The 21,039-nt window shown below is 40.2% G+C and carries 19 protein-coding genes and 1 pseudogene; 9 read left to right on the top strand and 11 right to left on the bottom strand.

The genetic code is table 11. The annotated features are described in order from the left end of the window. Positions 1-21 precede the first annotated feature (21 nt). The 3 genes from kam1_RS10465 to kam1_RS03405 are packed head-to-tail and all read right to left on the bottom strand — an operon-like array spanning position 22 to position 1,811. Complete coding sequence (locus tag kam1_RS10465; RefSeq protein ID WP_244946152.1) at positions 22-210, bottom strand: hypothetical protein; 189 nt, start codon at positions 208-210, stop codon at positions 22-24. Further along, a complete protein-coding gene (locus kam1_RS03410) occupies positions 210-1,160 on the bottom strand; it encodes a DsbA family protein (RefSeq protein ID WP_244946151.1) in 951 nt (316 codons plus the stop codon). The genes kam1_RS10465 and kam1_RS03410 overlap by 1 nt, the downstream gene beginning before the upstream one ends. A 36-nt stretch (positions 1,161-1,196) precedes the next feature. Beyond that, on the bottom strand, positions 1,197-1,811 hold the full coding sequence (locus kam1_RS03405) for a hypothetical protein (RefSeq protein WP_039721117.1): 615 nt from the start codon (positions 1,809-1,811) through the stop codon (positions 1,197-1,199). 154 nt (positions 1,812-1,965) lie between these two features. Here kam1_RS03405 and kam1_RS03400 point away from each other — a divergent pair, with 154 nt between their 5' ends. Beyond that, entirely contained in the window at positions 1,966-3,264 is a 1,299-nt protein-coding gene (locus kam1_RS03400) for a M48 family metallopeptidase (protein WP_039721118.1), read from the top strand. Here the strand turns inward: kam1_RS03400 and kam1_RS03395 are convergent. Further along, positions 3,261-5,096, bottom strand: a complete 1,836-nt coding sequence (locus kam1_RS03395; RefSeq protein WP_039721119.1) for a bifunctional homocysteine S-methyltransferase/methylenetetrahydrofolate reductase — start codon at positions 5,094-5,096, stop codon at positions 3,261-3,263. The genes kam1_RS03400 and kam1_RS03395 overlap by 4 nt on opposite strands. Positions 5,097-5,124: 28 nt before the next feature. On the opposite strand from kam1_RS03395, the gene kam1_RS03390 reads away from it, so the two are divergent. Beyond that, positions 5,125-6,168, top strand: a complete 1,044-nt coding sequence (locus kam1_RS03390; protein ID WP_143958252.1) for an LOG family protein — start codon at positions 5,125-5,127, stop codon at positions 6,166-6,168. Positions 6,169-6,199: 31 nt separating this feature from the next. Next, positions 6,200-6,829 carry an HAD family hydrolase gene (locus tag kam1_RS03385; protein WP_143958251.1) on the top strand — a complete coding sequence of 210 codons (630 nt, stop codon included), beginning with the start codon at positions 6,200-6,202 and terminating at the stop codon, positions 6,827-6,829. Here the strand turns inward: kam1_RS03385 and kam1_RS03380 are convergent. The 7 genes and pseudogenes from kam1_RS03380 to kam1_RS03350 form a co-directional block, all read right to left on the bottom strand. After that, on the bottom strand, positions 6,826-7,692 hold the full coding sequence (locus kam1_RS03380) for a metal ABC transporter permease (protein ID WP_039721120.1): 867 nt from the start codon (positions 7,690-7,692) through the stop codon (positions 6,826-6,828). The two genes, kam1_RS03385 and kam1_RS03380, sit on opposite strands and share 4 nt — an antisense overlap. An 8-nt stretch (positions 7,693-7,700) precedes the next feature. After that, positions 7,701-8,462 (bottom strand): metal ABC transporter ATP-binding protein, encoded by a 762-nt coding sequence (locus kam1_RS03375; protein ID WP_143958250.1) that lies wholly within the window; start codon positions 8,460-8,462, stop codon positions 7,701-7,703. Continuing rightward, a pseudogene (locus kam1_RS03370) lies at positions 8,443-9,419 on the bottom strand (metal ABC transporter substrate-binding protein). The gene kam1_RS03375 and the pseudogene kam1_RS03370 overlap by 20 nt, the downstream one beginning before the upstream one ends. Positions 9,420-9,520: 101 nt before the next feature. After that, positions 9,521-9,961, bottom strand: a complete 441-nt coding sequence (locus tag kam1_RS03365) for a hypothetical protein (protein ID WP_039721122.1) — start codon at positions 9,959-9,961, stop codon at positions 9,521-9,523. Positions 9,962-10,053: 92 nt separating this feature from the next. Continuing rightward, positions 10,054-10,869: an MBL fold metallo-hydrolase gene (locus tag kam1_RS03360; protein ID WP_039721123.1), complete on the bottom strand. Its 816-nt coding sequence runs from the start codon at positions 10,867-10,869 to the stop codon at positions 10,054-10,056. 373 nt (positions 10,870-11,242) lie between these two features. Next, positions 11,243-12,259 (bottom strand): biotin--[acetyl-CoA-carboxylase] ligase, encoded by a 1,017-nt coding sequence (locus kam1_RS03355; protein ID WP_235276980.1) that lies wholly within the window; start codon positions 12,257-12,259, stop codon positions 11,243-11,245. Beyond that, a complete protein-coding gene (locus kam1_RS03350) occupies positions 12,240-14,177 on the bottom strand; it encodes a UDP-N-acetylglucosamine--LPS N-acetylglucosamine transferase (RefSeq protein WP_039721124.1) in 1,938 nt (645 codons plus the stop codon). The genes kam1_RS03355 and kam1_RS03350 overlap by 20 nt, the downstream gene beginning before the upstream one ends. A gap of 872 nt (positions 14,178-15,049) precedes the next feature. Here kam1_RS03350 and kam1_RS03345 point away from each other — a divergent pair. Genes kam1_RS03345 through kam1_RS03320 form a run of 6 tightly spaced genes read left to right on the top strand, consistent with a single transcriptional unit; the run spans position 15,050 to position 20,955 of the window. After that, positions 15,050-15,832, top strand: a complete 783-nt coding sequence (locus kam1_RS03345) for an enoyl-ACP reductase FabI (protein WP_039721126.1) — start codon at positions 15,050-15,052, stop codon at positions 15,830-15,832. A 34-nt stretch (positions 15,833-15,866) separates the two neighbouring features. Beyond that, on the top strand, positions 15,867-16,559 hold the full coding sequence (locus tag kam1_RS03340) for an HAD family hydrolase (RefSeq protein ID WP_039721127.1): 693 nt from the start codon (positions 15,867-15,869) through the stop codon (positions 16,557-16,559). Positions 16,560-16,600: 41 nt separating this feature from the next. Beyond that, positions 16,601-18,022: a dihydrolipoyl dehydrogenase family protein gene (locus tag kam1_RS03335; protein WP_039721128.1), complete on the top strand. Its 1,422-nt coding sequence runs from the start codon at positions 16,601-16,603 to the stop codon at positions 18,020-18,022. Positions 18,023-18,069: 47 nt separating this feature from the next. Further along, a complete protein-coding gene (cysS, locus tag kam1_RS03330; protein WP_039721129.1) occupies positions 18,070-19,476 on the top strand; it encodes a cysteine--tRNA ligase in 1,407 nt (468 codons plus the stop codon). Then, on the top strand, positions 19,464-20,105 hold the full coding sequence (tmk, locus tag kam1_RS03325) for a dTMP kinase (protein ID WP_039721130.1): 642 nt from the start codon (positions 19,464-19,466) through the stop codon (positions 20,103-20,105). Before cysS ends, tmk begins: the two co-directional genes overlap by 13 nt. After that, on the top strand, positions 20,089-20,955 hold the full coding sequence (locus kam1_RS03320; RefSeq protein ID WP_039721131.1) for a DNA replication protein: 867 nt from the start codon (positions 20,089-20,091) through the stop codon (positions 20,953-20,955). Before tmk ends, kam1_RS03320 begins: the two co-directional genes overlap by 17 nt. Positions 20,956-21,039: the final 84 nt, after the last annotated feature.

Here is a 21,039-nt window from a genome sequence, read left to right as displayed (position 1 = left end):
AGAGAGACTCAGAATTTTTTCTCATTGACAATCCGAACCAAGTTGCCCAGTACATTCTTCATCTGGAGGCATTCCTCGTTGCGGGCATTTTAAAGAATAAATGCAGGCCTCATCACTCACAAGAGCCAATTCCTTAGCAATCAGTTCCTCTGAATTTGGTCCAAAATAGAGAAGAATTCTATCAAGATCCTTAGGTTCATAAGCATCCATTAAGGGTTCTTTTCGACCATTGACAAAAAGCAGGAGAACTTTATTGCCACTGGGCTCAAATCTCTTACCTGTATCCAAGCTAAAATGATCTTTTCCAAAATCCATACCAAGGGTTTTAAAAAATACCCGAGGTTAATCCCATTTTTATGTTTATGGAGCACCTTCCCATTGCCATGATGCAAATGGACATAGGGATCTAGCTCCTGACCGTATTTCGACTGAAATTTAGGCAACGAAAAATCCACTGGCTTTCCATCAAGCACCACTCTAATATCAGCATGCTCATGAACTTGCGTCTTTTTAGATTTAATAAGAGAAGCCTCAATGAGTATTTTAAAATCTTCGTATGACTGAGGATTTGGAATCCTTTCAGCATTCAAGAAAAAAGAGGGAATCGTCGTCGCTCCTAAAGCAAGAGAACTCTGGATATCCTTCAAGATCTTATTTTGCTGCTGTGGATCTTTCAGGTTCCTTAAAAAGCGTTCTTCGGCTATGTTTAAAGAGTGGGCATATTGTCTAAATAATTTCCATGGATCTTGGGCATTGGCCCATTCATCTTGTTTTTCAAAAAGCAGATCAGCCATTTGCCAAAAACATCCTTCTTTGCCAGCGGCTTCAGCGCTTAATGCAGCTATAAAACTGTAAGGATGCGTCGGAGAAGGTTTATGTCTATAAATGATCAATAGCCTTCCTTGATAATCTTTCAAAAGTTCTTTGTTGATTTCATTATACCTTTTACACACCGGGCATTGAAAGTCGACATATTCGATCAAAAAAGCAGGTGCTCGAACAGGACCCTTCATCCAATCTCCTACTAAGGGGAATAAGTATTTTCTTGGGCCTTCGGCGCTGGCTCTCTCTCTATTAGAAAGAGTTTCGGCTGGATGTCCCCAAAGCATTGCTACAATGGTAAAAAAACAAAATAAAAAAAGGAAAAATATCTTATCCATTGCTAAAAAAGCTACTAACCCTCAACATCTAAAGGCTCATTTTTTTCTTTGATGAAACTCCAAAGGAATGCCTCCTCCCGCCCCTGGACCAAAATTGCCTCCTCTATTAAACAATCGGGCGGCAGTCTCAAGATCATCGTTTAACCCCTCATATTGCGCAGGCCACCAACAACAAAAAAATTTCCAAAAACCAGATCCAATCTCTTGTTGAAGTTCTTTTGAAGGGGGATCCAAAACTGCCATCTTCCCTAAGGCTTCTCTCAAACATTGTTCTATCAAATCAGCCATTTCTCCAGAGTCGATAAAAAACACTTTTTCAGTAATCACCCCCAAAGGGCTAACATAGAAGCCAAGAGCTACAAAACCATGTAAGGGAGTAAAGCTAAAAGGCAAAAGATGCATCCTCTTTTTTGCTGCCGACCTTTGCACGTAGGTATCAAATGTGCGTGAGACTTTTTCCATATATCGATCGACATTGTTCTGGAGATTTTCTGGAGGAAGTTTTGGCCCATATTCGGCCACTACAAATATTTTTGCTGTAGGAGCAGGAGATTTGCCCTCCTTTTTCTCTTCTGTGGACACTGCAAAAGAATTAGCAATGAGCCAAAAGTAAAAAAAAGAATAGAGCAAAAAACTAATTTTCTTTGCCATTTGTTCTGTTCTAGACCGTTTTTCCTTTAAGAATTAAGAAAGTACACAAATAAATCTATTAATTTATAAGCCATCTTTTTTATTTTTAGTTCGTCTAAATTTATTTTATCATAATTATTGGTAAAGAAATTGCTTAAAATTCCTTTATAAAAAGATGCTTATCCTTGGGCAAAGTTTTGTTTGGTTGGTTGTTCTTATTGCCAGTGCTGAACTCGCTTGGGACTACTGGCTAAGCAGTAGACAACTCAAATATCTCTCGAAAACAAAGAATTCACAAAACTCCCCCTCTTTCAACAATACTTCTTTTGCCTCTTTGAGTTCTTCATCCGATTCTTACCTTTATGCCAACCAAAAAATCAAATTGGCGCAACTTCGTTCGGTCTTTTTCTATCTTTTGTTCCTTTTTTGGATCCCTTTTGGGGGACTGAGAATGTTTGAAGAATTTTGGAAGATTTTTCCTTTTCCAAAGATCTGGTCAGGCTGCTGTTTTTTGATCTCCATCCTCTGGCTAGAAGATACCCTAAGAACCCTATTTTCTGCCATTAGGACTTTTGGGATTGAATCTCAATTTGGTTTCAATCGAACTACTCCAATTTTATTCCTTTTTGATCAGGTTGGCCATTGGATTCTCTCTCTTTTCTTCTTATGCCCACTTTTTCTATTATTTCTCTGGATAAAAGAATTCTCTTCCTTGTGGTGGCTATACTGTTGGGTCATTTGGATTATAGCCCTTTTTCTTATAGAATGGATGCTTCCCGTGTGGATTATTCCCCTTTTCTACCGTTTAAAACCCTTGGAAGATAAAGACTTAAAAGATAAAATAGAAAAAATATTCAAAAAAAATGGTTTTCCCATTCATCAGATCTTTGTTATGGAAGGAAGCAAACGCTCCCTCCACAGCAACGCTTTTTTGACAGGTTTCGGGAAACACCGCCGTATTATACTCTACGACACGTTGACCAATCAATTAGACCGGGAGGAACTTATTGCAGTACTTTTCCATGAATTGGCCCATTACCGGCTAGGTCATCTTTGGAAAAGTCGACTTGTAACCCTTTTGGGAGGATTGGTCATGTTTCTTTTCCTTAATCTACTTGACACCCATAAAACTTGGATAGCTGCATTTAGCCTGGATCCAAACTGGTCTCCATCCACTTTTGGACTGGCAATCGTGCTCTTGCCTATTTTACTTTATCCGCTAGAACCTTTAAAAAACTGGCTTTTGAGAAAGGCTGAAAAAGAATCAGATGCCTTCGCTGCCTTGAAATGGGCCGCAGAACCGCTGATCGAGGCACTGAAAAAAATCGTTTCTACAAATTACTTAACTTACGATTCCGATCCCCTCTATTCCATGTTCTACGAAAGCCATCCATCCGTTTTCGAAAGAATTCGATGGATCGAAAAAATTTCCATTCACCGCGGAGAGCCTCCAGCCATTCCTAGTCAGCACTAAGATTTTTTCCTACTAAAGAGCAATTCCAAAAGCCTGACCGAAATATCATACCGGAGAAAAGGAGTGATTAGATAAATGCCTTTGAAAAGCGAAAGAATTTCTTCCCCAAGTACTTGTGCAAATCCCACACCTACCTCCATAGCTTTTTCCCCATCTACTGCTTTCAATTTTTCACGTACAGCTTCAGGTATAGAAATCCCCGGTACCTCATTATGAAGGAACTCGGCGTTTCGGTAGTTTAAAAGGGGCATTAGCCCAATAAATACGGGAATGCCCAAAGGTTTTAGATAATTATAGGTCTTTTTGATAAGCTGGATATCGAATATGGGTTGTGTCATAACAAACTGCGCTCCAGCTGCCAGCTTAGCCTCCAATTTTTTTACCTGGGCTTCAAACTGGGAAGTATTCGGATTAAAAGCACAGCCAATGATAAAATCCGTTTTACCTTTCAGATCTTTTCCAGCGGCATTAAATCCTCTATTTAAACTAGCAAGCAGTCGGATTAATCCAATAGAATTAAGATCATAGACTGATGTAGCTCCCGGATGATCGCCAGATTTTGCTGGATCTCCTGTCAGGGCCAGTATATGTCTGAACCCTAAGGTTCCCAGCCCCATCAACTCCGATTGCAATCCTAAAAGATTCCTATCCCGGCAAGCTATATGGAGGATAGGAATCATTTTGGAAACTCTTCTAACATGAATGGCTGCTGCAAAGTTACTGATCCTTAAAATCGCAAGTGAGTTATCAGCCAATGTTATCGCATCAGCCCCAGCTTTTTCAATTGCCTTGACTCCCTCAAGGAACTTTCCGATTGCTAAAGTCTTAGGAGAATCATACTCGACCATGAAAACAGGCTTTAGGGCTAACAGATCAAGAAGGGATGGTTCAATCTGCGGCAAAACCTCCTGTTCGGAAACCAGATAGCGAGGCCTTCTTTTAGGTGGTTTTTCTTTGAGGGGCTTAATCGTCGCGGCTCTTTGAGCCATCGCCGCTATATGCGCTGGCTCCGTGCCGTAATCCCCTCCAAGCAGGCAGACTCCTTCTTCAGCAAATCTTGCAACATTCTCTCCAAAATACGAAGGACTGGCGGAGTAGGTAAATGTCCCATCATAAAATTCAGGTTTACCAGCATTCGGATAGGCACCTAGAAACTCCCCGGCCTTTAGCTCAATCTCCTCTAAAAGATGAATCGAAGCTTGGACACCGCATGCGCCATTGATCCCCACAAGGGTAGCCCCTGCATGTCTGAGTTTTGAAAAAGCCTCTCCAAGGGTCTCCCCACTCGACAATTTTCCTTCTTCAAAGGAGGCGATAAAAGCAAAGAGCTTGTCTGCTCCTTTTTTGCGAGCAATATCTAGTACAAGCAAAAGTTCGGAAAGCTCGGTAAAAGTCTCAAAAAAAAGAAGATCTACTCCTTCCTCAATTAGAGAGGCAATCAACTCTTCATAGAGGCTTTGTCTTGTAGCCATATCGATTGGCGATTCAGTAGGCTTAGTCCAGATAGGACCCACTGTGCCCGCAATCCACCCTTCTCTGGATCCAAGAGCTTTCCTGGCTAGCTGCACGGAGCGGCCAACGATTTCTTTGAGCTTCTTTTCCAATTTGAAAAACGACAAGTGGTAGGCATTCGCTTCGGCCGTATTGGTTCGGATAATTTTTGCCCCCGCATCGATATAGTCTCGATGAACCTTTTCCAATAAGTTAGGATGAGAAAGACTTAATTCTTCAATACAATAGCCTCTCGGAATGCCAAGAGAATAAAGATAGGTCCCCAAAGCACCATCGCCAATAAGCAGAGATTCATTAAGCCGATCTATTAGAGTTGCCATTCTTTTTTAACAAGGCATTATAGATAAAGTGACAGAAAAAAAAAGCTTTGTATACAGTTCAGGTAAACCGGAAATCGACAAAAAAATAGAGGAGTTGCTCCAAGCTGCAGGAGTCATAGAAAACCGTCGTGAATATTTCGAAATGATCGCTACTGTGCTTCGCTTTTCATTCCAAAACACTCCTTATGCTGACGTCCGTCTTGTCAATCAATCCTTAAAAGAAATTCGATATGCGGAGTCAATTTTTCAACCTTATCGCTCTTTTAAAAAAGTCACCATTTTTGGTTCAGCCCGCATCAAACCGCAAACCCCTGAGTGGCTCAGTGCAAAAGATTTTGCAAAAATCATGGTAGAGAGCGGCTTTATGGTTATCACTGGAGGTGGAGAAGGGATCATGGAAGCAGCTCAATTTGGAGCCGGTAAGGATAAAAGTTTCGGGCTTAACATTCGTTTACCCTTCGAACAAAAACCCAACGAAGTGATCGATGGTGATCCGAAACTCATTAGTTTTAGATATTTCTTTAACCGAAAGCTGCATTTTGTCAAAGAATCCCATGCCATCGCCCTGTTCCCCGGTGGGTTTGGAACTATGGATGAATGTTTTGAAACTCTTACTCTTCTGCAAACAGGAAAGGCTCCTCTTGTCCCTTTTGTGTTTATTGATGTCCCCGGAGGGACCTATTGGAAAAACTTTGTCGACTTTCTTTCAAATAATCTCTTGAAAAGAGGACTTATATCTGCAGAAGATTTTAATTTATTCTTGGTCACTGAAGACATACATGAAGCCAAAAAAGAAATCCTCTCTTTTTATCATAACTTTCATTCTTATCGGTTTGTTGGGGATAATCTAGTCTTGCGTATCTTCAGAATCCCTCCAACAGAAGCTCTTGAGTCGATCCGAGAAGATTTTTCTGACATCATTTTAAAACCAAATGCTTTTTCTTTGTCTTCTGCCTTACCACAGGAATCAAATGAACCGGAAATAGCCCATCTTCCCAGAATCGTTTTCCCATTTGACAAACGATCCTATGGCAGATTGAGATTATTGATTAATCGATTGAATTTGTTTTGATTGTTTACTGTCTTTTCAAAAATCAAAAGCGATGAAAAAAATTCAAACTGTGTTTTTGGATTGGTCGGGCACCCTTGCTAATGACTTGCCCTTTGTCTTGAAAGCCTCGAATTTTATATTTGGCTTATACGGAAAGCCTAAACTTTCGATTGAAGAATTCAAAGAAACGTTTTTTTTACCACTCAAGGAATTCTATAAGAGTTATTTACCAGAAGTTTCTTTCATGGAGATGAACGAACATTACCATGCGATCTTTCAACTGTTTCAGGTTAAAATTCCACTATTGCCCTATGCCCTTGAATTTTTAGAATTTTGTCAAAAGAAGCAATACCAAGTAATCCTTTTAAGCACTATCCATCAGGGTCATTTTATAAAACAAGCCAAGCGGTTAGGGATCGAACAATACTTTGACCGCATTTATACAGAAATTGATGACAAGAGAATTGCTATCAAACAGATCATCGAAAAAGAAAAGATCGATCCTCAAAGTACGATATTTTTTGGAGACATGGTTCATGATATCGAAGCGGCCCATGCTGGCGGCATTCTCTCTGCAGCAGTGTTGACTGGTTACAACTCCAAAAAAAAACTGTTGTTGGCCAATCCTTCTTTTCTGTTTGAAAATCTAAAAGAGGCGATGGATAGATTAGAAAGCCTCTAACTATTCCGTATAGTTTTTAAGTTTTTTTTCTTAAAGAGATTTTTAAACAATAGAGCCAAGAGTAACAAAAAAATATCACATCCCACAATGGTTGGACCTGTCATCGCATCCATATAATAGGAAAGAACGACCCCTCCAACAGCCCCTAAAAACCCATTGACTAGGGAAATCAACAAAAGAGAACGGAAATTCCATGCCCACATTTTTCCCGATGCTGCTGGAATAACGATCATTGCACTTACTAGGAGTGCTCCAAGCAGTTTAAGGCTCAAAGCAACCACTCCTCCAATTAGCAGCACCGTCCAATAGTTAAGTTTTTTGACTTCGACCCCTTCGCTTATCGCCATATTTTCATCGATCATGGTAAGCAAAAGAGCAGGCATATTAAATAGAAGGAAAGAAAAGGTCACCACAGCAACCATTCCCAGAAGACCAATATCGGTCCAAGAACTTGCATTGATGTCTCCAAAAAGCAGGGATTCGATCAAAGGATAGCGAACAAATTTAGTTAATAGAAGAATGCCAATGGCTACACTTCCTGTAAAAATGATCGAAAGTAGAGTATCCGATTCCAGTTTGGATTTATTCAAAAAATAAGCAAAACAAAGAGAGATTCCAAGACAATAGAGAAAAAGAAAAGCGGAGAGGAAATTCTCAGGGAAACTCAGGTTGAAGTATCTAAAAGCAAATAGTTCAATAAGCAGCCCCAAACCATAGCCTGCGATGGAAGCATGGGAGAGAGAATCACTGAAGAAGGCTTGTCCGCGAGAAGTTGTGATAATTCCTAAAAGAGCACAGGTTGGCCCGGCTAGAGCCGCCCCTAGTAAAGAACGCCTTAAAAAATCAAAAGAAAGAATTTCCATCTTCTTTTCTATCTGCCATGAATAAGATTGTATACAGCGGCAAGTTTTTCTTCCTGGAGTACATCGGAAGGTTTACCTTGGGCAAGAACCCGATGGTTCAAAAAAAAGATCCAATCGGCTATATGCGAGACCAGTTGTAAATCATGACTCACAAGCACTGTGCCTATTTCTTTTTTTTCTTTAAGCTCATGAAGTAGTTGATCAAATTCGATGCCACCAGTTGCATCTATTCCAGTTAACGGTTCATCTAATAGGAGCAAGTCAGGATTTTTTGCCAGGGTAGAAGCAACCATTACCTTTTGCATTTCTCCTCCCGAAAGCTCTTGTAGTCTTCTTTCGAGTAAATCTTCAGCCTTAAAGCATTTCAAAAGCTCAGCGATCTTCTCTTTCCTTTCTTTTCCTCCAAAAAATCCATTAAGCAATTGATAGTTTCCAAGCCTCAGCGATATAAACTCTTCAACCGTTACCGGCAGATACCGCGGAATAGATGGTCTTTGAGGCAAATAACCAATGACGAGCCCAGGCCGGCGCCAAATGCTCCCCTTTTTGGGTTGAATGATCTCAGCAAAACATTTCAGTAGTGTTGTCTTCCCTGCCCCATTCGGGCCAATGAGAGCCACAATCTTTCCTCTTTCTATTTCCATGCTGACATCCTCAACGGCCGATTCTTCTGTATAAACAATCGTAACGGAGTCAGCCTTTAAAAGAAGCTTTTGTTGGCTAGGGAAGAAAGAAACTGACTCAGGGGCTTTAATTCTGCTCTTTTCCATCGGCACAGACCTCAAAGTTATGGAACCAAGAAAGGTTCTTCTTTCCAAAAACGTCTACCAAAACCGATAAATTTTTTTTTGCTATCGTCTCATAGACAGATGGATCAGGATTGGCGCTCTCCATCGAATCGATTTCTCCGCTGCGAGTTTGACTTTCTTTGATGATTTCCATGACAAGAGCTTTCTTTGAAAAAGGAGTATAAAAGAAAGGTATCTTTTCTTTCCTCATTGTTTCAATGGCGGTTGCAAGTTTTCTAGGAGACAGGCCTTCTCTTTGGCCGCACTCTTCAAGAATACCAGCTACAAGGATATCGTAACGCTTTGTCAGATACATAAAAGAGTCATCAAAGAAATAGGCTTTTTTTTGTGCGATCTCTTGAAGCTTTTCTCGATACATCCGATCGATTTCTTTTAATTTGAATATATAGGAAGCGGCATTTTTTTCGTAGGCTTCTGAATGGAGTGGATCCCGTTGGCATAACGCATTTTTAATGTTCACCACTTGCTGAATAGCCAAGTTAGGATCAAGCCAAACATGCGGGTTAAAAGAATAAGGGCTATTGGCTGGAAGTTTATTAAGAGAGCCAACAGAAGGAATAGGTTCTATCCCTATTGTGGAAACAACAATTTTTTTGCTTTTTCTTCTGAACTGAGCCCCTTTTCCAACCAACTTTCCATTCCCAATCCATTAATAACAATCAAATCCGAATCTCTGATTTCTTGCATCTGCCGTATAGATAGCGAAACTTCGTGCGGCTCTGCGCCAAAGAAGATCAAGTTTTTCACTGTGACATAATCCCCTCCAATGTTGACACAAAAACAATACAGGGGCGCAATAGATGTAAGAATTTTCAGTTTCTCCACTCCATAAGACTTAAAAGACAAAAACCATAAGCCAATTCCTATTCCCCACAGACAAAACAAAACCTCAAGCCCTTTTTTTTGCAATGATCGCATGATACTATTGATAATGAATTATTAATATAAACAATAAAAATAAAAAGGCTAAGAGAAAAGAGCTCTTAGCCTTTCTTAGCCTCTTAAAGAAGCTTATAGGTTTATTGGCTTTTTAGCCATTTATGGAAACAGGTAAAATCATCGATAGCGTTCAAAGTCACGGCATCTGGCATAGAGCCATCGTCTTTGAGACCTGCTTCCTCCAAAATGGCTTTCTTTGTCTCCGCGTCATGATGATACTGCAAAACAGCCCTATTGTGAGCGGCAACCTTGGCTCCATCAATCTTTCCACCATTTTTTTGTACGATCCAAGCTTCAAATTCCGTATAGCTTGGCAGATTGGTTCTAATGTAATTTCGCACTTCATCTTCAGTGAGATTAAGAGCACTCATGGTCATCGCATCAAACCCTTTACCTAGGTCGGGATAACCATCAGCTAGCATGCCTTTAGCAGCCAGGATACATTTCAGCCACATTCTTGGCAAATGCAGCACACCAAGCGGACCGGCAACTCCAGATCCAATTAAGGGAACTAGTTTCATTGTACCTCCTTTTTTAAGTTTATATTCATTATTTTTCTTTCTTTAGGAAAGAAAACCCTTAGATGCAACTGCATCATTTCATAACTTTCTAATCAATTGAAAGCAAAAAAAGGATTATGAACTTTTTCTTCACCTACCGTTGTCAAAGGCCCATGACCAGGACATATAATCGTGTCGTCAGGCAGGGTTAAAATTTTTTCTCGGTTGTTCTTTAAGGCCTCTGTGTAGGAATAATTACCACCTCCCATCGAGCCAGCAAATAACGAATCACCCACAATGACTAGATTTCTCTTGCCTCCAGTAACATAGTAAGAAACCCCTCCGGGGGAATGACCATTAGTAAGAAAAGAGCTAATGGACAAACTACCTAATTGAAAGGTCTTGCCTGGAGAGAACGGCTCGGCTCCAGGAATAGTTTCAAGTTGACAGCAATAAGCAGGAGCCTCTACAGCCCGTTTCAACCTTCCTAGCTCAGCGATGTGATCAGCATGCGTATGCGTCAACAAAATGAATTTTACGCGCAACCCATGGACTTTAATCGCATCAAGCATTTCGGTGCAATTGCCTCCCGTATCAAAAGCCGCGGCCTCTTTTGTCGTCGTATCCCATAAAAGATAATTATTAACAGTCATATCTTCCCATCTCGTATTAAAGTGAAAGAAGCCAGGAATAACCCCTTGATCTTTTGGGTAATATAACCCTTTAGCTAGATCCAAAAGCGCCTTCTTCCCAAGACCAAGCACTGGAGCAATTCTTGCTAAAACCTCCTCATCCAACACTCCTTCTTTCACCTTCTGGAGTTTTTCGAAAGGCACAGCCGCCCTTTTTGCTAGCTCTTCGTCACTGATGTTTAGCCCTCTCTGCGCTTTCCCAATCACATCGATATAGTTGTCTTCCAGTGGAATCATAGGCATTTTCTCCTAGTGCTGTTTAGCTTTAAAAAAAAGAAATTCAAATAAAGAACATTTGTCTAGCCATTTAAAACTCGTATCCTACCACCATCCAAACGTTCTCCATATTCGAAAAAATAGCGCCGACATGTAAAGAATAAACAAAAATAAAAAGATAAAAATTATCGTTTTATTCTCTTTATCCCATCTGCCACCAGGATCTCCTCCACCGGATCCTGGCCACCTTTTGGGATTTGCAACCATGCTATTATTCTATTTTAATTCTAGAAATTAAAAAAGGGCATTTTTTACTTTTGGTGGACCTTTTTTTTATTCTTTCTGGATCATTAGCCCCTATTCTAAGACCATATCTTGACCGACATGCACCAGCTCAAATTGAAAAAATTTTCTGGATGCTTCCACTTTCACTCTCAATAAGCAAACAACCTGTTTCATCAATACCTATCATTCGTCCTACCATTTTTTGACCATTTGCTTCGAAAACAACCTTCTCATTCCACTGCACCATTCTTTTTTCCCACAATGACTTGATTGCGCCAAAAGATCGCTGCGAATTCCGATCTAGTTGACTGAGGATTTCAATCAAAAGCTCCACTCTCCGCACCTTTTTCCCTGTCTCCAAGTAAAAGGAGGTGGCTTTTGCTTGCAAGGATTCTGAAAAGTGGATTGTGTGTTGATTCAGGTTAATTCCAATGCCTATTGCAGCAAACCAATTTCCACCTTCATCCCGATCGATTTCTATCAGTATTCCTCCAAGCTTTTTAGCACCAACAACGATATCATTAGGCCATTTAATAGCCACAGTTTTCAAACCCATTTGAAATAAGGCTTCCGCCGCAGAAAGAGAGCTTAAGATAGCCAATTGTTGAGGATTGGCTACTGGCCACTTTGGTCGCAATAGCGCTGTCATATAAAGACCTAAGGGAAGGAAAGATTCCCATGATCGACCTTGTCTTCCTCTTCCCTTCAGTTGTCTATCAGAGACGACAACAAGCCCTTCCTTAGCCCCTCTCTTTGCCTGCTTAATTACTTCGTCATTTGTCGAACCAATTACTTGGAAAATTTCTGGTTTCCAACGGATGTGAAACTCCCGCCTTTCCAACAGAATCTGGAGTTCTACCGGATGGAGGATATCTGGTAAAGGATCCTCAAGAGATATCCCCACTACAGGAGAGCAATTAATGACAAACCCTTGTTCTTGCAACCTGCAAAGACTTTCCCACACTTCCTTTTCATCTGATTGAACTGCTGCTAATAGATCACGGAAAGCAAGCTTGCAATTCCTATTGGCAAGCAGCCGTTTTAATAGTTGGAATTCGGTGGAAGAAGGAGCGCAAGAAGGCAATATCATTCGACTCAACGAAGCGTTAGGCAATTTCCAGCTCAATATCCTTCTTTTGAAAGATCGTGCCGAACTTGTGATCCCGGTAAAGGGTTATGGCAACATTCCTATTGGAACGAATACATTCTTTGATTTCATCCGCGTCTTTTGCACAATGGAGGATTGTTTTCCAGGAATGGATGTGCTTTGGCTTATGAAAATCACTGTTGGCAATAAAAGGCAGTTTTTTTAAGCCTATGGGAGAAAATAGATCATACCGATTTGCCACCTCCCAGGCATCAAGCAATGGAGCATATTCTTCCTGATTTTCCCATAAAAATAGAGTGTTCGGCCCCCAAACACTTTGGAAAATGTGTGGATGAGAGGCAACAGCAAGGCCGTTTTGTTTATGGATCTCAGCAATAATGTCCTTTAACGAAAGGCATGGATCAATTGGGCTTTTAAGATCGATCCCCAGTAGATGCGCAGAGGTTTTTGGACTATATCCGTCTTTGTTAAATTCTATTCCGCAGAAGAGAATCATTTCATATTTTTTCCATGCTCTTTTCTTTTCTTTCTCTATCGTTTCGAAATACTCTCCGACTTTAGTCGGTGTCAATACAAGCCCAGTGAGTTCGCAGAACTTACCGATCAATCTTTTTCTATCAACCAGATGATCGGTCACACAGATACAATCAAAACCGCGCTGTCCATAAAAATCCACGATCTCTCCTATGGATAACCTCCCATCAGAATAAGTGGAATGAATATGAAAATCGCACAGTAACGCTTGAGAGCTTTTCGCTTGGGTCACCGAAAAATGGATATTTTCAAGCCTTTTCCCAGGAAAAGGGAAAACCCTCGAAGAAGCTATTTCCAAAACAGATTGTTCTAGGACAAACTGAGCTATTTTAAGAGAGCTGTCTGGCTTGCTAATTTTTTTAAGATTATTCTTTAATTTTTTCCAATGCTTAGCCTCGTTTTCAAATAAAAAGTCCAGGGCTGATCCGATATCCGATGGCTTTTCAGCAAAACAAGCCACTTCGTATCTCCGTAAAAATTCATAATTTCCTTCTTCTTGACCAGGAACAACTTGTGGAATAATCATTGGGCAACAAGCTGCGATAGCTTCCTGCACCGTAGCACCACCTGCTTTGCTAATAACCACATGATGACTGAGCAAAAGCTCGGGAATTTTATCTGTCCATCCCAAAACTTTAATCCGTTCTTCAAAGCCTTTAACATGATCAGCAATATTGCAAAAGAGCTTTTCGTCTTTTCCCACAACGATCGTTGCTTCCCAATTCTTCCTGGATAAGAGTTGATCAATAATTTTTGATGCTTTTTTCCTTCCCGAATTGATTATATATAAAATCTTGGGCTGTTGTAGGGGTTCTAAAGGCATGGAGTTTTGAGCATACTCCAAAAATTCAAGTTGGACAGGAAAACCAAATTCAAGAATCCTCTCCTCAGCTATGCCTGCTGATTTTAAAATGCTAGCCGTATCTTTATTAGGCACTACAAAATAATCGCTCCAACTCCTATACCAAAAAGAATTGACGGTGATTGAATCAGTGATGACGGTTATTTGAACAAAGTTTTTTTCCTTCCCGTCCTTAAAGATCTCTTCTATCAGAAAATTATAGAAAGGATATGTCGACAGCACGACGTCAGGTTGCATTTCTCTCAGCAACCAGTCCAAGGCCTGCTTCATTTTGGCAAAAGCCACCAGTACGTCTTCTATAAAACTCGTACGATCAAAGATGGAATAAATCCCTCTCCAAATTAATGGGGCACGATTAATGGCTGTTAGATAGCCTTGTCGCAACAGATCGCTGAACTTGCCATAACAGGTATCAAAAAGATCAATCCGATCAACAATCGCCTCGTCCGGCTCCAGATGTTCAATGGCTTCCTGTATATTCCGTGCCGCAGTATTATGACCTTCTCCAAAACCAGCCGTCAAAATAAGTATTCGTTTCATTACTTTGCGATCCAGATCAATAGACCTGAATCTCTATCACTTTTTGATTCTTCACCAAAAGCGCCATACTACTAATAAATGAAATGCATTCAAAAGACAATGATAAATCTATATAATCTCCTAATATAGAAAATATATTGAAAGATTTTTTGGAAAGAGAAGTATTAAAAAAATTAACAGTTTTAACCTATTAATTAGCTTCTGTATGAAGCTAGGAACGACCTTTGCTAACATTGTTCTAGCATGGCATGCGTTGCTCCTACTTTCAAAATGATCTTCCTCTCCATCCATTTCCGATTGTAAACAGTCAGAACTTTTGGACAATTCGAGCCACAGCAAATAAACAAACCTCTTTCTCATTTTTTATCTTAGAGTAGGCAAGGAATGCATAAGGATAAAAGCAAAGACCGCTACTAAACCAAACCTGCTAATGAAAAAAATCAAAGTATTTTCTTATTATTTCTTATTATATGTGGTAGGCTCGCAGTCTGTCTCTAAACTAATCTAATACTAGCTCTTCCCATTTTCTTTCCTATTCCTGAGAAGATAAATTTCTGAAGATCTTTACTTCCATTGACCAAGGAAAATCTGTAGCAATGGCGTAGATTCAAATAATTATGGCTATTAATTGGAAAGTAGGGCTAGTTTTAGGAAAGATTTCTGATATAAATAAATAGCCAATGATTTGAAATGAACGTTCCATTTGAAATGCTGAGAAAAAAGAATGGACGAACTTCGTTCAGAAATTAGTTCTAGATCTACATCTCAGAAAAAATATCGAACGACTCGTTTGAAAAAAGACGGGATTGTGCTTACTGATTTAAAATTTGCTCTTTATATTTTATTTTGTTTTCTTCATTAAGGATCCTATTATGAATTATAAGCCTCTATTAGGAAAAAATGCACTTGTCTTTGGTGTTGCTAATAAATGGAGCATCGCCTGGGCCGTTGCCAAAACCTGGCATGAGGCCGGAGCCAACTTGATCGTTGGATACCAAGGAGAAAGACTAAAGAAACCAGTGGAAGCTCTCCTTTCTGAACTCCCTCCTAGTCCTCCTTCTTTTGCTTTTCCCTGTGATGTCAGTAATGAACAAGAAATCAAATCTTTCTTTTCGCAGGCTGTAAAACATTTTCCTAAAATCGATCTCTTACTCCACTCTATCGCTTTTGCTCCAAAAGAAGCGCTAGAAAAAAACTTCTATGAGACCACTCGAGAAGATTTTTTAAAAACTTTTGAAATCAGTGTTTATTCTTTTATAGCCTTAGCAAGGGAAGCCAAAACCTTATTCAGAGATGGAGGCAGTATTCTGACTTTATCCTATTATGGTTCGGAAAAAGTTATATCAAATTACAAGATTATGGGGCCCGCAAAATCGGCTCTTGAATCCTCCGTGAGGTATCTGGCCTATGAGTTTGGCAAAGATCAGATACGGGTCAATGCTGTAAGTCCTGGGCCAATAAACACATTAGCTGCAAGAGGAATCAGCGGATTTACAAAGTTTTTAAAAGAATGTGAAACTAAATCTCCATTGAAAAGAAATGTAGAAGCCAAAGAAGTGGCATCGGTTGCTTTATTTTTAGCATCAGATGAATCCAGAGCCATTACAGGACAAACGATTTACGTTGACTGTGGATACTCTATCCTTGGATTCTAAAAGCTTAAGGCTGCAATTATAACATTACCATCTCATGCCAAAAACAAAGCATATCATTCTATGGGATATCGATGGCACTCTTATCCATTCTAGTGGTAGCGGAGTAAGAGCCATTTTTCGGACTATCAATGAACTGTATAATATAGAGGTGCATCCCAAAGAACTAGACTATCGGGGAAGAACAGATCTCATGATCGCAAAACAAATTTTGAATAGATGCCAGGTGCCATGGACCCCTGAAAACCTTTCCATTTACAGAAATCATTATTTGAAAGTTCTCCGGGAAGAACTTACTAGTCAGGATACAGGGAAGCTTTGTCCAGGAATATTAGATATTTTGCAAACAATAAGTACTATCTCTTCTGTCAAAATGGGGCTTTTGACAGGTAATTTCAGAAAAGCTGCTCAGATCAAACTTTCCTATTATAGGGTATGGACCTATTTCTCTTTTGGGCTGTTCGGTGATCTTCATGAATCAAGAAATTATTTAGCCAGTATGGCTGCTGAGCTTGTTATGGCAATGTTCGGTCAAGTCATTGAAAAAAAGAATTTTTGGGTAGTGGGAGACACTCCCCATGATGTTCTTTGCGCTAAATTTGCAGGTTTTACTTCGATTGCTGTGGCTACTGGAGGCTTCAGCAAGGAGGAGCTTGACCAATACAAACCTGATTACTCTTTTAAAGACCTTGCTTGTGTAAAAGATTTTTTCTCTCTGTTTACCGATTAGCCCTGAAGAAAGATTGCATAAAAAAAAATTTAGGATTTTCAATGAAGGGATCATACCAGTTGGCCATCATCGGTGCAGGAACCGCGGGTTTTGCTGCTGCTTCTATAGCCGCAAAACAGGGAATCAAAGTCGCCCTGATCGAAGGAGGAGAAAAGATTGGGGGTCTTTGCATCCTCAAAGGCTGTATGCCTTCAAAAACATTAATAGAATCAAGTCGAAGATTTTGGGATTTGCAACAAGCCAAATTTTTTGGATTGAAAGTAGAGGCTATTTCAGCGGATATGCAGCAGATTCAATGGAGAAAAAGAAAACTCGTCGAGACGTTTGCTAAATATAGAGAAGAAGAGATCCTTTCATTGCCAGTAGACTTCATTCGAGCCCAAGCTTCTTTCAAGAGCTCAAACGAATTGGAAATAATAGGAAGAGATGGGGAAAAGCAACTCCTCTATGCAAATGTTATCATCATAACGACTGGCTCAATCATTGATCCACTGCCCATTCCAGGCTTAATGGAGTCTGGATTCCTTACAAGTGATTCAGCACTTGAACTGGAGCATTTGCCAGAAAGCATAACCGTTTTGGGCGGTGGACCTGTTGCTTGTGAATTTGCCCAATTTTTTTCTCGACTCGGTTGCAAAACGACAATCATTCAAAGAAGCCCTAGGCTTTTGAAACAATTTGATCCAGAAGTTTCCCAATGCCTCAAGGATTGTTTCACAGCCGAGGGCATTACTGTTTTTAGCGATACTCAAATTGAAGCGGTCTCTACTGTAAATGGGTTGAAAAAAGTTTCTTTCTTTTTTAAAGGAAAAAAGAAGGAAGTTTTCTCTAAAGAAATTTTCTATGCGCTTGGAAGAAGGCCGAACCTAAAATACCTTGGATTAGAAAAGATAGGGATTCATACTGATTTTCAATCGCTTGAGGTCAATGATAAAATGCAGACTTCCATCCCCCATATTTTTGCCGCAGGGGATGCTACGGGCAATTTTGGAATCGTGCACATTGCCAGAGAAGAAGGAGAAATTGCAGCTAAAAACGCTCTTGAAATCCTTGCGGGTAAAGAACCTTCCCATGTCATTTCAAGACGTTTGACAATGGAAGTTGTTTTTACTGATCCAGAAACAGCAATGGTAGGTCTTTTACCTCGAAATGGTGAAACAATAAACGCTAAGTATTTTTTCCAAGATCATGGAAAAGCCATTATCGAAGGGAAAGAACAAGGGTTTGTGAAAATCTATGCTGAGCCTTCCACTGGAGAAATTCTTTGCGGTGCCATTATAGGTCCTCATGCTTCAGAGTTGATTCATATAGTAAGTACGTGCATGTATTTTAGAGGGAAAGTTGAGGATCTTTTGCATATGCCTTTTTATCATCCTACCCTTTCCGAAATCTTGGGATACCCAGCCGAAGAAATCTTTTATGTGCTCCAGAAGCGAAAAGAAATGAACCAATCTGTTGTTTAATGAGGAACAAGATTGAAAAAATAACCTTTTTCAACAACAAAAAAAAAATGAAATTCTCTTTTCCCCTTCCTCCTTTTCTTTTGTACAATACCATTTCACGCAAACTAGAGCCTATTGAGCCGATCAATCCTCCGCAGGTAACCATGTATGCTTGCGGACCAACCGTATATAACCTAGCTCATATCGGCAATTTTAGAACCTTTCTCTGTGTGGATCTTCTTCGAAGAGCTCTTGAATTATTCGGATATAAGGTGATTCACACCATGAACTATACCGATATTGACGACAAGACAATTGCGGCTTCTCGTGCCGCAGGCCTTTCTCTAGTCGAATATACTCAAAAATATATCGATGCATTCGAACAAGATATGCAAACTCTTCATATGCTTAAGCCGCATTATCAACCAAAGGCCACTGAGCATATTGAGAAGATGATTGAATTTATCCGCCAACTGATAGACAAAGACCATGCCTATATTGGAGAGGATGGATCAGTTTATTTCCGCATCTCTTCATTTCCCGACTATGGAAAACTTTCTCATTTAGAAAAAGACAAATTAAAACCTGGATCTCACATATTGGCTGATGAATATATAAAAGAACATTATGGGGATTTTGCCTTATGGAAAGCCAAAAAACCCGAAGACGGGGAGGTCGGTTGGATTTCTCCATGGGAAATAGGAAGACCAGGGTGGCACATAGAATGCTCCACCATGAGTATCTGTTATTTAGGCAAGGAAATAGACATTCACTGTGGAGGGGTAGATCTTATTTTTCCTCATCATGAAAATGAAATAGCGCAGAGCGAGTCTGTGACAGGACAAAATTTCGTTCGCCACTGGTTTCATGTAGCACATGTACTGGTTGAGGGCGAAAAGATGTCTAAATCTATTGGTAATACTTATACTATCCGAGACATTTTAGAAAGAGGATTCAATGCTAGGACGCTTCGGTATCATCTTTTAACGGCTGCCCATTATCGACAGACCCTTAATTTCACATGGCAGGGCATGGAAGCCTCACGTGAAGCTGTCAAAAGAATCGACCAGTGGTTAAGCCGCATCCAAAGCCTTCCTAAATCTCAGTTCCAACTGCAAGAATATGAAGAAGAGACTCGTTTTCTTCGCTGCTTTGTTGAGGCTTTAGCGGATGATCTAAATATTACAGAGGCAATCGGTCATCTTTTCGATTGGATCAGACACACCAATCGTATGATGGATAAAGGAGAGCCTTTACCACCACTCCAAAGAAGTTGGCAAATTGTTGATTCGATCTTAGGAATCGGAGAGTTTAGCGTGGAAATCCCTCCTGAAATTAAAACTTTGCTTCAAATGCGATCTGAAGCCAGAAAGAAAAAGGACTGGGCTACAAGCGATAGGATCCGACAGCAGCTCCATGAAATGGGTTGGATCGTCCAAGATACTCCAGAAGGACAAAAAGCATGGAAAGCGTAAAAAGACGGTTTATTAGTTTTGAAGGCAGTGAAGGCTGTGGAAAAACAACCCAGATTCGTCTACTAAAAAAACGATTAGAAGAGCGGGGACAGAAGGTTATCCTCGTTAGAGAACCTGGGTCCACACCACTTGGAGAACGATTACGCAGGCTTTTAAAACATTCGGCTATAGGCTTCTGCCCGCTTGCCGAACTCTTTTTGTTTGAAGCAAGTAGAGCAGAGCTAATAAAAAAAATCATTGAGCCTGAGATGGCACAGAATACATGGATTCTTGCCGATCGTTTTACTGATTCGACGCTTGTATACCAAGGAATAGTCCGCGGCATTCCTCTAAAGACCATTGAAGAACTCAACCAACTGGCCACTGCCGGTATACAGCCAACTTTAACGATTCTATTGGACATTCCAGTGACAAGTTCTCGGTTTAGGATTAAAAAAAGAGATGGCCAAAAACCAAGCATTGACAAGCTGCAGGCTGACTTTGAGAGGTCCTTGGAGATGGTCCGAAAGGCTTATTTAGAGCTTGCAAGCAGAGAACCAGAAAGATTCTATATCTTGGAAGCCACAGGAAGTCCTAAGGAAATCGCAACTCTTGTATGGGAGAAGATTAGCCATGTCTTTGAGCTATGAAAGTTGTATTCAACTATTCAAAAAAGGGATTCTGAACCAAAGGATCGCCTCAGCTTATCTCTTCAGCGGTTCCAATGCTTCCTTGTTGTTTAACGTAGGGATGGCTCTCTCCAGAGAACTGCTCGAAGGAGATCCATTGAAGCACCCTGATTTTTACTTCGTCCGTCCACAAACGAAATTAAAGCGCATTAGCGTTCAGCAAATAAAGGAAGTCTGCCAGCAGCTCTACTTAAAAGCTTATAAAGAATCTAGAAAAGTTTGCCTCATCTTAGAGGCCGAATCTATGTGTTTAGGAGGAGGAGAAGCGGCCAATGCCTTTTTAAAAACCCTTGAAGAGCCTCCTTCGCATACCACCATTCTTTTAACTTCGACAAGGCCTTCGTCTATATTTCCAACCATTCTTTCCCGATGCATTCGGGTTTCTGTCTATAATAGTTCTCCTTTTGAAATTTCGCCCGAAGACCAAGAGCTTTTGGCCGAAGTGCAAAAATGGATGCAAATCGACAATGGAGAACCAATCGCAGGGTTCAAAAAGATGGCGTTGCTCAATGAGTTTGTCCAAAAAACAAAAGCAGAACTGGAAAAGGAAAATGAAGAAGAACAACCCCTAGAAGAAACCCAAACAGTAATCCATATCAAGATCATGGATAAAAGAGAACGGTTCTTGCGCCATCTTGAACAGGCTTACTGGCAAAAGATCCAAGAAGAACTAAAGAAAGAGTCCCCCAAAAAAAATTTCTGGAGATATGTGGAGGCAATAAGAACCATCGAGCAGCTCCACCAAGATCTTAGACATGCAGTAGATGAATCGCTAGCTATTGAAGCCGCATTCCTTCCTCAAACTTTTTAAAAGGAAAAGAGAAAAAACAGAGTCTAAAAAGCAAACAAAGGCTAGCAAAGGAAACAGAAGGAACCTTATTATTTTCAAACAGGA

The organism is Methylacidiphilum kamchatkense Kam1, assembly GCF_007475525.1.
Lineage (GTDB): Bacteria > Verrucomicrobiota > Verrucomicrobiia > Methylacidiphilales > Methylacidiphilaceae > Methylacidiphilum > Methylacidiphilum kamchatkense.
This window is presented reverse-complemented; position numbering and strand designations above follow the sequence as displayed.

Bases quoted from the DNA above. Each gene is read 5' to 3' on its own strand.
- kam1_RS10465 (WP_244946152.1), bottom strand. From the start codon at position 210: ATGGATGCTTATGAACCTAAGGATCTTGATAGAATTCTTCTCTATTTT.
- kam1_RS03410 (WP_244946151.1), bottom strand. From the start codon at position 1,160: ATGGATAAGATATTTTTCCTTTTTTTATTTTGTTTTTTTACCATTGTA.
- kam1_RS03405 (WP_039721117.1), bottom strand. From the start codon at position 1,811: ATGGCAAAGAAAATTAGTTTTTTGCTCTATTCTTTTTTTTACTTTTGG.
- kam1_RS03400 (WP_039721118.1), top strand. From the start codon at position 1,966: ATGCTTATCCTTGGGCAAAGTTTTGTTTGGTTGGTTGTTCTTATTGCC.
- kam1_RS03395 (WP_039721119.1), bottom strand. From the start codon at position 5,096: ATGGCAACTCTAATAGATCGGCTTAATGAATCTCTGCTTATTGGCGAT.
- kam1_RS03385 (WP_143958251.1), top strand. From the start codon at position 6,200: ATGAAAAAAATTCAAACTGTGTTTTTGGATTGGTCGGGCACCCTTGCT.
- kam1_RS03380 (WP_039721120.1), bottom strand. From the start codon at position 7,692: ATGGAAATTCTTTCTTTTGATTTTTTAAGGCGTTCTTTACTAGGGGCG.
- kam1_RS03375 (WP_143958250.1), bottom strand. From the start codon at position 8,462: ATGGAAAAGAGCAGAATTAAAGCCCCTGAGTCAGTTTCTTTCTTCCCT.
- kam1_RS03365 (WP_039721122.1), bottom strand. From the start codon at position 9,961: ATGAAACTAGTTCCCTTAATTGGATCTGGAGTTGCCGGTCCGCTTGGT.
- kam1_RS03360 (WP_039721123.1), bottom strand. From the start codon at position 10,869: ATGATTCCACTGGAAGACAACTATATCGATGTGATTGGGAAAGCGCAG.
- kam1_RS03350 (WP_039721124.1), bottom strand. From the start codon at position 14,177: ATGAAACGAATACTTATTTTGACGGCTGGTTTTGGAGAAGGTCATAAT.
- kam1_RS03345 (WP_039721126.1), top strand. From the start codon at position 15,050: ATGAATTATAAGCCTCTATTAGGAAAAAATGCACTTGTCTTTGGTGTT.
- kam1_RS03340 (WP_039721127.1), top strand. From the start codon at position 15,867: ATGCCAAAAACAAAGCATATCATTCTATGGGATATCGATGGCACTCTT.
- kam1_RS03335 (WP_039721128.1), top strand. From the start codon at position 16,601: ATGAAGGGATCATACCAGTTGGCCATCATCGGTGCAGGAACCGCGGGT.
- cysS (WP_039721129.1), top strand. From the start codon at position 18,070: ATGAAATTCTCTTTTCCCCTTCCTCCTTTTCTTTTGTACAATACCATT.
- tmk (WP_039721130.1), top strand. From the start codon at position 19,464: ATGGAAAGCGTAAAAAGACGGTTTATTAGTTTTGAAGGCAGTGAAGGC.
- kam1_RS03320 (WP_039721131.1), top strand. From the start codon at position 20,089: ATGTCTTTGAGCTATGAAAGTTGTATTCAACTATTCAAAAAAGGGATT.